Consider the following 11,652-nt stretch of genomic DNA (forward strand, 5'->3'; position numbering starts at 1 on the left):
TGTGCGGTGCAGATGTTGGAGGTGGCCTTCTCCCGGCGGATGTGCTGCTCGCGGGTCTGCAGCGCGAGGCGATACGCGGGCTGTCCGGCGGAGTCGACCGAGACCCCGACGAGACGGCCCGGCAGCTGCCGCGCGAGGCCCTGGTGGACGGCCATGTAGCCGGCGTGCGGCCCGCCGAAGCCCATCGGGACGCCCAGCCGCTGGGCGCTGCCGACGGCGATGTCGGCGCCCCACTCCCCCGGCGCCGCGAGGAGGGTCAGGGCGAGCAGGTCGGCGCAGGCGGTCACCAGTCCCTTGACGGAGTGGACCGCGTCGGTCAGCGCCCGCCAGTCGACGATCTCGCCGGTCGCGCTGGGGTACTGCACGATGACACCCGCGACCGGGCGGTCGGAGGCGGCGGCAGCGAGCTGCGCGGCGTCCGAGACGGAGGTGAGGTCGGTGACGACGAGGGGCAGCCCGAGGGCATCCGCGCGGGTCTGCATGACTGCGATGGACTGCGGGAAGACGCGCTCGTCGACGAGCACGACGGCGTCCGCCCCCGACCGGGTGGCGCGGTGCATGAGCGACATCGCCTCGGCAGCAGCCGTCGCCTCGTCGAGGAGGGAGGCGCCCGAGATCGGCAGGCCGGTCAGGTCACTGATGACGGTCTGGAAGTTGAGCAGAGCCTCGAGCCGACCCTGTGAGATCTCCGGCTGGTACGGGGTGTAGGCGGTGTACCAGGCCGGGTTCTCGAGGACGTTGCGCCGGACGACCGGCGGGGTCACGGTGCCGTAGTAGCCGAGCCCGATCAGGGAGCGGACGACCGTGTTGCGTGAGGCGAGCTCACGCAGCTCCTCGATGACCGCGCTCTCGCTGGGTGCCGCCTCGAGGTCGAGCCGCTCGGTCGAGCGGATGGCAGCGGGGATGGCCCGGTCGCACATCGCATCGAGCGACGGCTGGCCCACCACCTTGAGCATGTGCGCGACGTCCTCGGGGCCTGGCCCGACGTGGCGTGCGACGAAGTCGGACAGCCCGGTGACGGTCTGGTCGGTCGGCTGGGCGATCGGCATGGTCTGCTCCTGACGGGGTCGAGCGGTCTACGCTCCCCGTCTGTCGACCGCTCAGGATCTCCAGATGTGCCTCGCCTGCGCGGTCCGGGCGCCTGAGAGGTTCCGGGGATGTTGCCCCTTCGGCGCCTCGCAGGTGGCAGCACCTCGAGGACTCTCCCGCGCAGGGTCGATCAGCAGGATCGAATCTACCAGTGGGTGCGGGTCGGTCACGCCATGCGGCGCGCCCGGCGAGCGGACAGCTCGTCATCGGGGTGCGCGGCGGGGACACCGTCGTCCGCTCGCTCGCTCGGCAGCTCGGCGAGCTCGCCCTCGACCTCGCGCCAGACCCGGCCGACCGCGATGCCGAACACACCCTGTCCGCCCTGGACGAGGTCGATGACCTCGTCGGCGGAGGTGCACTCGTAGACCGAGGCGCCATCGCTCATCAGGGTGATCTGCGCGAGGTCGTCGACCCCACGGTCACGCAGGTGGGTGATGGCCACGCGGATCTGCTGGAGGGACACGCCCGTGTCGAGCAGTCGCTTGACGACCTTCAGGACCAGGATGTCGCGGAAGCCGTAGAGGCGCTGTGTGCCGGACCCGGTCGCACTGCGCACGGACGGCTCCACGAGGCCGGTGCGGGCCCAGTAGTCGAGCTGACGGTAGGTGATGCCCGCGGCCTTGCAGGCCGTGGTGCCCCGGTAGCCCGTGTCCTCGTCGAGGTCGGGCAGATGGTCGTCGAACAGGAGTCCCTGCGCGGCGGGCGGCGTGGCGTGCCGGTGAGTGTCCTGCGTGGCGGCCATGCCAACCTCCTGACTGGTGCGGTCCCCGAAACGTGCGGGTTGGGGGCCGGCGGGTGACACGTGGATAACTACAACATCGTGGTTTATCACGACGGTAGTTCCGCGCCCCCCAGCCGTCAAACATCTGGGCGCCGCGGGAGCCGGCGTGTCGCCACCCTCACCTTGAAGTGGAAGGTCAGGCCCCGGGCGAGCTGTCCGGATTCTCCGGCTTGTCGAAGTCCTCGGCCGAGACGTGGTCGAGGAACTCCTTGAACCGCTCGACCTCGTCGTCCTCCTCGGAGGAGACGACGATGGCGGCCTCGTCGAGGACCGCCGGGTCGACGAAGACCTTCGCATCGGTCCGGAGGGCCAGGGCGATCGCGTCGGAGGCGCGCGAGCTCACCTCGGTGTTGCCGTCGATGATGAGCGCGGCGTGGAAGACCGAGTCCTTGAGCGCGACGATGCGCACCTCCGTCAGGGTGTGCCCGAGCACGGCGAGCATGTCGCGCATGAGGTCGTGCGTCATCGGCCGGGGAGGCACGACGCCCTGTTGGGCATATGTGATCGCCGCCGCCTCTGGTGCCCCGATCCAGATCGGCAGGTACCGCCCGCCGTCGCGCTCACGCAGCAGGACGATCGGGTGGTTCGTCGGCATCTCGACGCGGACCCCGAGCACATCGACCTCTCTCACGCTCCCACCGTACCTCCCGCGGGAACGCTTGCGTCAGCGGTCGATCCCGGCCTTGACGAGGGCCACGTGGAGGGCGATGCACGACGCGAGCATCTCTGCGGTGACATCCTCGCGGACCTCGCCGCGGGTCGTGGAGAGCACCTGCTGGACGAGCCCGATCTCGCGGTCGGCGGCGGTGCGGAAGGTGCGAAGGTGGCGCGCCTCCAGCCCGTGCTCCGCGAGACGGGCCGCGGCGACCGCGATGTCGAGGTCGTGCGCGTCGAACAGGCCGGAGGGATCCGGATCGAGCAGGCCGAAGTTCTCGAGCGCGTGGAAGGTCTCCCGGTCGAGGCCGGACGCGGAGCGCAGCTCGGGGCCGGTCATCGACAGCGCCGGTCTGGACAGCAGGGCGGCTGGCTCGGGCACGTCGGTGTCCGGGGCCGGTGCCGGCACCCGCGGCAGCCCCCCGGGCTGCTGCGGCTCGGTCAGGCCCCGGTCCAGTGCGTCCAGGGCGTCCTTGATGACGCGAAGCGGCCAGTACCGGTCGCGCTGGGCGGCGAGGATGTAGCGCAGCCGTTCGACGTCATCCTCCGAGTAGGTCCGGTAGCCGGCAGGCGTCCGGTCGGGGGTCAGCAGACCCTCGGCCTCGAGGAATCGGATCTTGGAGGGGCTGAGGTCGGGGAACTCGTCTGTGAGCCGGGCGAGGAGCCGACCGATCGTCAGGCGTGCCGCCATCCGGGCGCGTCAGTCGGCGTAGTAGACGAGGCGGAACTTGCCGATCTGTACCTCGTCGCCCGTCGACAGGACGGCCTCGTCGATCCGCTCCCGGTTCACGTAGGTCCCGTTGAGGGAGCCGGCGTCCCGCACGAGGTAGCCGTCGCCCTGGCGCACGAAGGCGGCGTGCTTGCGCGAGACGGTGACGTCGTCGAGGAAGATGTCGGAGTCGGGGTGCCGGCCTGCCGTCACCTGGTCGTCGTCGAGCAGGAACCGGGCACCGGTGTTGGGCCCCCGCTGCACGATGAGCAGCGCCGTTCCAGGCCGCAGGGCGCCGATGGTGGCCCGGTCCTCCGAGCTCAGCCCGGCCCGGCCCTCCGGGTGCTCGACCTCGGCACCGGGGACTCCCGAGAACCGCATGGTGCGCGGTTCGATGTTGACATCGTCGTGCTCGCGCGGGGTCGTGGCGTCATCGTGCTCGTCGCTCACGCTGCGGTCCTCCTTGTCCGTGTGTCGCAGGGTCCTCCTGCTCACACGATAGTTCACGCGGGCTCCCCCTGAGCCCCTGCCCACCCCGCCTCAGGACGCGAGGGATGCCTGGTAGTCGGCGGCGTTCATGAGATCGTCGAGCGCGGACGGGTCCTCGGGCCGCAGCTCGAACATCCAGCCCTCGCCGTACGGGTCGCTGTTGATCAGCTCCGGGGCACCGTCGAGAGCCTCGTTGACACCCGTCACCTCGCCTGCCAGCGGGGCGAAGATGTCGCTCACCGACTTGGTCGACTCGACCTCGCCGCAGGCGTCACCGACGGCCAGGGTGTCCCCGAGCGCGGGGAGCGAGACGTAGACGACGTCACCGAGGGCGTCCTGCGCGAACGCCGTGATGCCGATCCGGACGGTCTCGCCGTCGCCACGGACCCACTCGTGGTCGCTGGTGTAGCGCAGGTCGTTCGGGTAGCTGAGGTCGCTCATGTCGCTCCTGTCGTCATGGGTTCCGACGCCCGGGGGTGGAGTCGGCACGAGGAGAGGATGCCATGGAGCGCCGCTCTTGCACAGGAGGAGGGCTCGGCGGGTCACTCGCCGGGGGTGGCATGCGTGAGCGGCGTCGCCTGGTGGATGGACGTCACCCTGAGGTCGTCGACTTCGGTCACCGCTGCCGCCCCACCCTTCTGCCGCACGCTCTCGATGACGCCACCCGGGATGGCCATCGCCGAGGCAAGGGTCTTGGAGTCCCCGATCGCCTTGACCTCGATCGGTCGCTGCACGCGGTGTCCGTCAACGAGGATGGCCCCGTCCTGGGTGCCGATGAACGTCGAGGCGACGACCCGCACTCCGCCGACGTCGATCGCCTCGGCACCGGCGTCGCGCAGCTCCTGGATGAGGTCCAGCACGACGGGGCCGGTCACCGCGCGGTCGGGGTCACTGATCATCAGGCGGATGCCGGGGCCGTGGGCGGGCAGGGCGCCGGCGAGGATGCCCAGCGTGTCGACGCGCTTCTCGGCCTGCTGCATCGCCTCCGCCGTGTCGCCGGTGCCGTTCTTGAGCCGGTCCCGGGTGGCCTCCAGCTCGCGGACCTGCTGGTCGAGCCGGGACGACCGGAGCGACAAGTCGTCCAGGACTCGAACGAGGTCGCTCTGGCTGAGGTCTTCAAGTCCGCGGGAGTTCGTCAGCTGGACCTGGGTGGCGATGGCGGTGCCGAGGAGGATGGCGAGGATCGCGGACAGGACGTTGGCCTTGGTCGGCCGTGGCCGGCCCATGCGAAACAGCCGGCGCCAGGCCGAGCGGCCATCGACCGGCCCCATGCCGGTCCCGGTGGCGTCTGCCTGCTCAGGTCCTGCCTGCTCGGGTCCTGCCTGCTCGGTCATGTCAGGCCCGGAAGAGGTGGCGCCGGATCGAGGCGACGTTGGAGAAGATCCTCACGCCGAGGACGACGACGACGCCCGTGGACAGCTGCGAGCCGACGCCCAGCTGGTCGCCGAGGAAGACGATGAACGCCGCGACGATGACGTTGGAGAGGAACGAGACGACGAAGACCTTGTCGTTGAAGATGCCGTCGAGTACCGCCCGGACCGCCCCGAACACGGCGTCGAGCGCCGCGATGATGGCGATCGGCAGGTAGGGCTGGAGCCAGAGCGGCACGGAGGGGTCCAGGAACAGCCCGATCAGCAGGCCGATGAGCAAGCCGATGGCCGGGATCACCTCGTTGCCCCTTCCTCGAGGTCCTGTGGGAGCCCGCTCATGGTCGCGAGCCCGTCGGTCCGCCAGATGGTACGTCGGATCCCGCGCGCTCTGCGAACTCGAGGTGCAGCGCGGAGTCGCCCGGAACCGTCAGGGACTTCGAACCGGCGAAGGCCGCCCGGATACCGAACTGCTTCGTCAGCTGGTCGAGGTAGATCCCTGCGAACGAGGGACCGAAGACACGCTGCATCTGGTCGGGATCCCCGAGCGCGGTCACGACATAGGGCCGCGACAGTGGCCTGAAGTCGACGATGATGGCCTGTCCGGCGAAGCGGATGGCCGCAGTGGACGTGAGCCGGTGCCCGTTGATCGAGATCGCCTCCGCGCCGGCGCCCCACAGCCCGTTGACGATGATCTGTAGGTCGGCGGAGGCCACTCTCCCGGAGTTGAAGCCGCTGCTCGGGCGGTCGCCTGTCTGAACGTCCGTCCCGTTGCTGGCGGCGTCGTCGAGGGTCAGGGTAAGCCCCGGCCCGGTCAACGGGACGGCACCGGCCGCGACGCCGTAGTCCTTGATTCGCGCGGTGAGGTCGGGCGCGCCGGCCTGTGCCAGGGCGGTCTCCTCGTAGCCGCGCACCTGCTTGGTCAGGTTCTGGATCTGGGCCTCGCTGCCGGCAGCGTGCGCCTGCAGGGTCTCGATCCGCTGGATCAGCTCGGCTCTGGCTTGGGTCGCGGCGGTCGGCTTGGGGCGAAGAGCCTTCGCACCGACGGCGAACATGAACCCGATGAGCAGTGCCATGACGACGACGATGACGGTGCGGGTCGTGGTCGCCTGCGGCAGGCCCGCGGTCCGCCGGCGCCGGGCCGCCTCTTCGTAACCGGGGTCGAGCGGTCGCCTGATCATCGAGGTGATCAGGGTCATCGAGGCGTCCGGAGCCCTGGGCGGGGTGGAGATCATCGCGCCCTCGGGGCCCCTGGTCGGTGACGTGTCCGCGAGAGGACGAACTGGGCCTGGATCCCGTAGAGGATCGCGGCGAACCAGTAGAGGACAAGGCCCCACCAGGCGAACCCCCAACCGATGGGGCGCGCGAGGTCACCGATGACGTCGCTCCGGTGGGCGAGCAGCAGCAGCGGGAACGCGTAGAGGAGGTTGAAGGTCGCCGCCTTGCCGACGAAGTGGACCGGCAGGCCGATCTGCCCGCGGCTGCGGAGATAGAGGAGCATGACGAGCATGACCGCCTCGCGTGCGAGCAGCAGGACGAGGAACCAGAGCGGGATGATGCCGCGCCAGGAGAGCCCGATGAGGGTCGAGAGGATGTAGAGCCGGTCGGCGATGGGGTCAAGGAACTGACCGAGGCGTGACTCCATGTGGAAGGTCCGGGCGATCTTGCCGTCGGCATAGTCCGTGATGCCGGAAAGTGCGAGCACGACGAGGGCGAGCCCGTCGTGGCGGCTGACGATGGCCCACAGGAAGACCGGCACCCCGGCGAGGCGGAGCATCGACAGGACGTTGGGGAGCGTCAACACCCGCTCGGACACGGTGCCCGTGCGCGCGGATTCTCCCAGGTCCTCTGTCACAGGCAGAGCCTAACCGTCAGGCGCCCCTGTTCCCGACAGCGGCCCGCCGTCCCGCCGACGGCCTCGGAGCTCTATGCCCTGCACCTCTCCCGACCCGTGCCCTGCTATCGATCGAAGGCCTCGAGGGTCGCCGTGGCCGCGACGGCATACACGGCGTGGGGGACGATGTCGGCCACCCAGGACGACGCCGGCCACTTCCGGGGGTCCGTCACACCCAGCAGGGCCATGGGGCCGTTCCCGGCCGTCATCGCCAGCGCTCCCGACACGGCGAGCGTGGCGGCCGGCCCACGCGCCCATCCGGCACCACGCAGTGCGCCGAGCACCATGCCGGCGCCGACGCCGGTGGCGATGCCGAGCAAGGGAGCCAGCCCTGACTTGCGAGCCTGCCGTTGCTCCTCGCTCCCGGGCACCGACACCCCGAGAAGCTCGGCCGTACGTTCAACGGTCTGCTCGGGCGTCGAGCTGCTGGGGCGGCCGCGCAGCACCATGTCGAGGTAGGTCGCCGCGTTGAGCGCGGTGGTCCCAACCGCACCGGCGATGAGCCCTCGGACGATTGACGTCGCCATGGCGCTCCCCCTACCCGCATCTGCCGGGGTGACACGAGATCCGGGCCGGGTCGGCGCCCAGTGAGGGTGCGAAGCTTCGTCCGCCGCCGGTCACCAGTGGCGGTTGATCCACTCCCAGGCGTCCTGCGGGAGCCAGCCCTGCTTCTCGTCGCGGGATACGTCGACAACGAGCAGGCAGTCCCCAGTGGAGGTGTGCCTGTGCAGGCGATCCGCGAGCGCGTTGCAGGTCAGTGACGTGTCCACCAGCCACGTGGAGTCGAGGTAGTGCCACCAGTCGCCGGCGGACTTGATCTCGTCCTGCAGCTTCGCATACGTCCGCCCGGGCCGCTTCAGGTCGTATGTGATGAGCCGGACTGCCATCACCCTCCCCTTTCGTCGGGGTCCTGCCATTCAGGAGGGCTATGTGACCATCATGCCCAATGGCCGGGACTTGGTCCCCTGGCCGGTGTGGGCACATTGCACGGACATCGGCAGAGACAGCGACCGAGAAAGCGAGAGGCGGCCTCCGGTTCACGCGGAGACCGCCTCTGACCTGCGGTTTCTTCGGTCGGGCTGACAGGATTTGAACCTGCGACCCCTTGACCCCCAGTCAAGTGCGCTACCAAGCTGCGCCACAGCCCGTCACCCCGCTTCCGGGGCGTCTGAACCTTAGCGCACGGGTGGCCGGAGGTCGTAATCGGTCAGGCGGGCCCGTTACCGCCCCCCGGCTGCCCCGACCCGGTAGCGTCGGGGCACCGCCGGCTGTGCGGGGACAGCCCAGTCCACTCAACGGAGAGCAGGCACATGTTCAGATCAGTTCGCCGAATGATCTTGGCTGCCGGGGCCATCCTCGGCCTCGTCACGGTCCCAGCCATCACGGCCACAGCCATCACCGGTGGGAACGCCGACGGCAACGGACACCCCAACGTCGGGATGATCCTCTTCTTCGACGGGACCGGCACCTATCGCTGCACGGCCACCCTCGTCACACCCACGGTCCTCCTTACCGCCGCCCACTGCACGGACGGCACCGTCGGCAAGACCATTGTCACCTTCGACTCCGTCATCGCGGAGAAGGCGCCGAGCGAGACACCGAAGGCCGACCCGGCGAAGGGCTACACGCAGAGCGGGTCGTTCACCGACGTCCGGGGCCGCACCTGGTGGGCCGGTACCGCGGCCACGCACCCCGCCTACTCCGACTTCACGGACCTGAAGAACTGGAACGACGTCGGTGTCGTCAGGCTCGATCAGGCCCCGCAGGGCATCACGCCCGCCAAGCTCGCTCCGACGAACTACCTTGACACCGTTGCCCGTCGCGACCTCGCCCACACACTGTTCACGATCGTCGGCTACGGCACCGAGGTCCGCAAGCCTGACAGCGGCCCGCAGAAGCCGACCCCCCAGTCCTACCCGCTGATCCGGCGGGTGGCCGAGGCACCGGGCCAGAAGCTGACACCGCAGATCCTCCAGGTCAACGGCAACCCGAACGACGTCCGCGGCACCGGGGGCAGCTGCTTCGGTGACTCGGGAGGACCCTCCTTCAAGGACGGCTACCAGGTCACGGTCACCAGCTATGGCTACACGGACAACTGCCGGTACATCGACGGCCTCCAGCGCGTCGACATCCCGGTCGTCCAGAACTGGCTGAAGGGCTTCGGGGTCAACCCCGGCTGACACACCAGGGAGGTATGCCGCTCACCGCGCTTTCCGTCCGGAGGCTGAGTGAGCGGCATACCTCTTCTTCGTTCAGCGGCGCCGCTTCTCGCGGACGCGCACGGACAGCTCGATCGGTGTCCCCTCGAAGCCGAACTCCTCGCGCAGCTTGCGCTCGAGGAATCGGCGGTAGCCGGCTTCGATGAACCCCGAGGCGAACACGACGAACCGTGGCGGCCGCGTCGAGGCCTGCGTCGCGAAGAGGATGCGCGGCTGCTTGCCGCCCCGGACCGGGTGCGGGTGTCCCGCGACGACGGAGCCGAGGAAGGCGTTGAGCCGCGAGGTCGGCACGCGCCGGTCCCACGAGTCGAGAGCCGTCTCTAGGGCGGGCACGAGCCGGTCGAGGTGACGCCCCGTGCGTGCCGAGACGTTGGCCCGCGGTGCCCACGGGACCTGGACGAGCTCCTTCTCGATCTCGCGTTCCAGGTAGTAGCGGCGCTCCTCGTCGAGGAGGTCCCACTTGTTGTAGGCGATGACGAGGGCACGGCCGGAGTCGATGACCTGCTGGATGACCCGGATGTCCTGCTCGGCGATGGGCTGCTCGGCGTCGATGAGCACGATGGCCACTTCCGCCTTCTCGAGGGCCGCCTGGGTGCGGAGCGAGGCATAGAAGTCCGCTCCGCGCGTCTGGTGCACGCGCCGACGGATCCCGGCCGTGTCGACGAACCGCCATGTGCGTCCGCCGAGCTCGATGAGCTCGTCGACCGGGTCGCGAGTCGTGCCGGCGACGTTGTCGACGACGACCCGCTCGGTGCCGGCCATCTTGTTGAGCAGGCTCGACTTGCCGACGTTCGGGCGCCCGAGCAGGGCCACCCGGCGCGGGCCACCGGGCGCGAGCGCCCCCTTGGCGGACACGTCCGGGAGCACCTCGAGGACGGCGTCGAGGGCGTCTCCGCTCCCCCGCCCATGGAGGGCGGAGACGGGCCAGGGCTGGCCCAGGCCGAGGTTCCAGAGCATCGCGGCGTCGGCCTCGCCCCGCTGGTCGTCGACCTTGTTGGCGACGAGCACGACGGGCTTGCCCGAGCGCCGGAGCAGCTTGACGACCGCCTCGTCGTCGTCGGTTGCGCCGACGGTCGCGTCGACGACGAACATGACGACGTCTGCCAGCTCGATCGCGATCTCGGCCTGCTCCGCCACGCGCAGGTGGATGCCGGTCGCGTCGGCCTCCCAGCCACCCGTGTCGACGAGCATGAAGCGGCGGCCGGACCACTCGGCCTCGTAGGAGACTCGGTCGCGGGTCACCCCAGGGACGTCCTCGACGACCGCCTCGCGGCGCCGGAGGATGCGGTTGACCAGGCTCGACTTGCCTACGTTCGGACGGCCGATCACCGCCACCACGGGCAGTGGTGCAGCCGTCACCGCGTCGGCGCCAACACGGCCCTCGCCCTCGATGAGGGCCCGGTCCTCCGGGCTCAGCTCGAACTCGGAGAGCCCTGCGCGCAGGGCCCGCTCGACGGAGGTGTCGTCGGGCGAGATCGGTTCGCCCTCCGGGCGTGCGGTCTCGTCTGTCACGGTGTCCTCTCATCGGTTGTGGGGCTGGACGACCCATTCTCCCACCGCGCCGACCGCACATGGTCCGCGAGCGTCACCCGCAGCTGCTCGGTCGCCGCCCGCAGCCGGTCCCGGCCCGGCAGCGACCGGTCCGCCTCGAGAGTTAACGGCTCACCGAAGTCGACCGTGATAGGCGAGAGCGGAACCGGCCACGTGCCGGCCGACCGACCGGGCAGGCGGGTCCCCAGGACCGCGACCGGGACGATCGGGGCGCCGGCGCGCAGGGCGAGCCACGCAGCTCCCTGGTTGACCTGCTCGACGTCACCATCCCGGCGCGTGCCCTCCGGGAAGATGCCGACGGCGCCGCCCCCCTCGAGCACCGCGCCCGCGACGGCGAGCGCGGTTCGGTCCCCGACCGTCCGGTCGATGGGGATCTGCCCCACCGCGTCGAGGACCCGGCCGAAGAAGCCGGTGAAGGCCTCCTGCTTGACGAGGAAGGTCACCGGCCGCGGGGCGAGCGAGAAGACCACCGGTCCGTCGAGGAACCCGGCATGGTTCGCGACGAGGATGATGGGGCCGTGGGCGGGCACCCGCTCGGCATGACGGCGCCGACCGCGGTATGCGGTGTGGAACAGCGTGGTCCCGACCCACCGTCCCAGGCGTGGCCGCCAAGGCGACGGCGGGGCAACGGCGCTCATTGACGGGCGGCGGAGACGATCTGCAGGACGGCCGCGACGGACTGGGCGAAGTCGAGGTCCGACGTGTCGAGGGTCGTCACGCCGTCGGCCGCCACGGTGAACTCGGAGACCGAGGAGTCGGCCCGGTCGCGGTCGATGATCTGGGTGCGGGTGGCCGCCACCGATGCCGCGTCGGCGGCGCCGTGCAGCTCCCGGGACCGGCGCGCCAGGCGGGCCTCCTCGGAGGCGGTGAGCAGGATGCGCACCGGCGCATCGGGGGCG

At 70.3% G+C, this 11,652-nt stretch carries 16 protein-coding genes, 1 tRNA gene and 1 riboswitch; of the genes, 1 reads left to right on the forward strand and 16 read right to left on the reverse strand.

The window, feature by feature from the left end; all coding sequences use genetic code 11:
- The 13 genes from ACTHJJ_RS10740 to ACTHJJ_RS10800 form a co-directional block, all read right to left on the reverse strand.
- Positions 1–1,049: glycine dehydrogenase (locus tag ACTHJJ_RS10740; RefSeq protein WP_440302934.1), on the reverse strand; the 1,049-nt coding region annotated here is incomplete at its 3' end.
- Positions 1,050–1,119: 70 nt separating this feature from the next.
- Positions 1,120–1,218: riboswitch (glycine riboswitch) on the reverse strand.
- A gap of 37 nt (positions 1,219–1,255) precedes the next feature.
- Positions 1,256–1,831 carry a MerR family transcriptional regulator gene (locus ACTHJJ_RS10745; protein ID WP_440302935.1) on the reverse strand — a complete coding sequence of 192 codons (576 nt, stop codon included), beginning with the start codon at positions 1,829–1,831 and terminating at the stop codon, positions 1,256–1,258.
- Positions 1,832–2,006: 175 nt separating this feature from the next.
- Positions 2,007–2,501, reverse strand: a complete 495-nt coding sequence (locus tag ACTHJJ_RS10750) for a bifunctional nuclease family protein (RefSeq protein WP_440302936.1) — start codon at positions 2,499–2,501, stop codon at positions 2,007–2,009.
- Between the two features lie 33 nt (positions 2,502–2,534).
- Positions 2,535–3,215 carry a transcriptional regulator FtsR gene (gene ftsR, locus ACTHJJ_RS10755; RefSeq protein WP_440302937.1) on the reverse strand — a complete coding sequence of 227 codons (681 nt, stop codon included), beginning with the start codon at positions 3,213–3,215 and terminating at the stop codon, positions 2,535–2,537.
- Between the two features lie 9 nt (positions 3,216–3,224).
- Positions 3,225–3,614, reverse strand: a complete 390-nt coding sequence (locus ACTHJJ_RS10760; RefSeq protein ID WP_440302949.1) for an FHA domain-containing protein — start codon at positions 3,612–3,614, stop codon at positions 3,225–3,227.
- Positions 3,615–3,773: 159 nt separating this feature from the next.
- Entirely contained in the window at positions 3,774–4,163 is a 390-nt protein-coding gene (gcvH, locus tag ACTHJJ_RS10765) for a glycine cleavage system protein GcvH (protein WP_440302938.1), read from the reverse strand.
- Between the two features lie 101 nt (positions 4,164–4,264).
- Positions 4,265–5,056: a DUF881 domain-containing protein gene (locus tag ACTHJJ_RS10770; RefSeq protein WP_440302939.1), complete on the reverse strand. Its 792-nt coding sequence runs from the start codon at positions 5,054–5,056 to the stop codon at positions 4,265–4,267.
- A 1-nt stretch (position 5,057) separates the two neighbouring features.
- The gene (locus ACTHJJ_RS10775) at positions 5,058–5,390 is read right to left on the reverse strand and encodes a small basic family protein (protein WP_440302940.1); all 333 of its coding nucleotides are present in this window, start codon (positions 5,388–5,390) and stop codon (positions 5,058–5,060) included.
- Positions 5,391–5,427: 37 nt separating this feature from the next.
- A complete protein-coding gene (locus ACTHJJ_RS10780) occupies positions 5,428–6,288 on the reverse strand; it encodes a DUF881 domain-containing protein (protein WP_440302941.1) in 861 nt (286 codons plus the stop codon).
- Between the two features lie 32 nt (positions 6,289–6,320).
- Entirely contained in the window at positions 6,321–6,944 is a 624-nt protein-coding gene (locus tag ACTHJJ_RS10785; RefSeq protein WP_440302942.1) for a CDP-alcohol phosphatidyltransferase family protein, read from the reverse strand.
- A gap of 104 nt (positions 6,945–7,048) precedes the next feature.
- Entirely contained in the window at positions 7,049–7,510 is a 462-nt protein-coding gene (locus ACTHJJ_RS10790; RefSeq protein ID WP_440302943.1) for a hypothetical protein, read from the reverse strand.
- Positions 7,511–7,600: 90 nt separating this feature from the next.
- Positions 7,601–7,870 (reverse strand): hypothetical protein, encoded by a 270-nt coding sequence (locus ACTHJJ_RS10795; protein WP_440302944.1) that lies wholly within the window; start codon positions 7,868–7,870, stop codon positions 7,601–7,603.
- Positions 7,871–8,057: 187 nt separating this feature from the next.
- Positions 8,058–8,131: transfer RNA gene (locus ACTHJJ_RS10800), tRNA-Pro, on the reverse strand.
- A gap of 183 nt (positions 8,132–8,314) precedes the next feature.
- Between ACTHJJ_RS10800 and ACTHJJ_RS10805 the strand changes: the two genes are divergently transcribed.
- Complete coding sequence (locus tag ACTHJJ_RS10805) at positions 8,315–9,163, forward strand: trypsin-like serine protease (protein ID WP_440302945.1); 849 nt, start codon at positions 8,315–8,317, stop codon at positions 9,161–9,163.
- Positions 9,164–9,235: 72 nt separating this feature from the next.
- Here the strand turns inward: ACTHJJ_RS10805 and der are convergent, their stop codons facing one another.
- From der to ACTHJJ_RS10820, 3 genes are all read right to left on the reverse strand, one after another.
- Positions 9,236–10,714 (reverse strand): ribosome biogenesis GTPase Der, encoded by a 1,479-nt coding sequence (der, locus tag ACTHJJ_RS10810; RefSeq protein WP_440302946.1) that lies wholly within the window; start codon positions 10,712–10,714, stop codon positions 9,236–9,238.
- Positions 10,711–11,283: a lysophospholipid acyltransferase family protein gene (locus ACTHJJ_RS10815; protein ID WP_440302947.1), complete on the reverse strand. Its 573-nt coding sequence runs from the start codon at positions 11,281–11,283 to the stop codon at positions 10,711–10,713. Before ACTHJJ_RS10815 ends, der begins: the two co-directional genes overlap by 4 nt.
- A gap of 104 nt (positions 11,284–11,387) precedes the next feature.
- Positions 11,388–11,652 (reverse strand): (d)CMP kinase (locus ACTHJJ_RS10820; protein WP_440302948.1); only part of this gene is annotated, 265 nt, incomplete at its 5' end.

Source organism: Intrasporangium sp., assembly GCF_051961875.1.
In the GTDB taxonomy this organism is placed as follows: Bacteria; Actinomycetota; Actinomycetes; order Actinomycetales; family Dermatophilaceae; genus Intrasporangium_A.

Coding starts and splice junctions, on each gene's coding strand:
- ACTHJJ_RS10745 (WP_440302935.1), bottom strand. CDS start 1,831: ATGGCCGCCACGCAGGACACTCACCGGCACGCCACGCCGCCCGCCGCG.
- ftsR (WP_440302937.1), bottom strand. CDS start 3,215: ATGGCGGCACGCCTGACGATCGGTCGGCTCCTCGCCCGGCTCACAGAC.
- ACTHJJ_RS10760 (WP_440302949.1), bottom strand. CDS start 3,614: ATGCGGTTCTCGGGAGTCCCCGGTGCCGAGGTCGAGCACCCGGAGGGC.
- gcvH (WP_440302938.1), bottom strand. CDS start 4,163: ATGAGCGACCTCAGCTACCCGAACGACCTGCGCTACACCAGCGACCAC.
- ACTHJJ_RS10770 (WP_440302939.1), bottom strand. CDS start 5,056: ATGACCGAGCAGGCAGGACCCGAGCAGGCAGGACCTGAGCAGGCAGAC.
- ACTHJJ_RS10780 (WP_440302941.1), bottom strand. CDS start 6,288: ATGACCCTGATCACCTCGATGATCAGGCGACCGCTCGACCCCGGTTAC.
- ACTHJJ_RS10790 (WP_440302943.1), bottom strand. CDS start 7,510: ATGGCGACGTCAATCGTCCGAGGGCTCATCGCCGGTGCGGTTGGGACC.
- ACTHJJ_RS10795 (WP_440302944.1), bottom strand. CDS start 7,870: ATGGCAGTCCGGCTCATCACATACGACCTGAAGCGGCCCGGGCGGACG.
- ACTHJJ_RS10805 (WP_440302945.1), top strand. CDS start 8,315: ATGATCTTGGCTGCCGGGGCCATCCTCGGCCTCGTCACGGTCCCAGCC.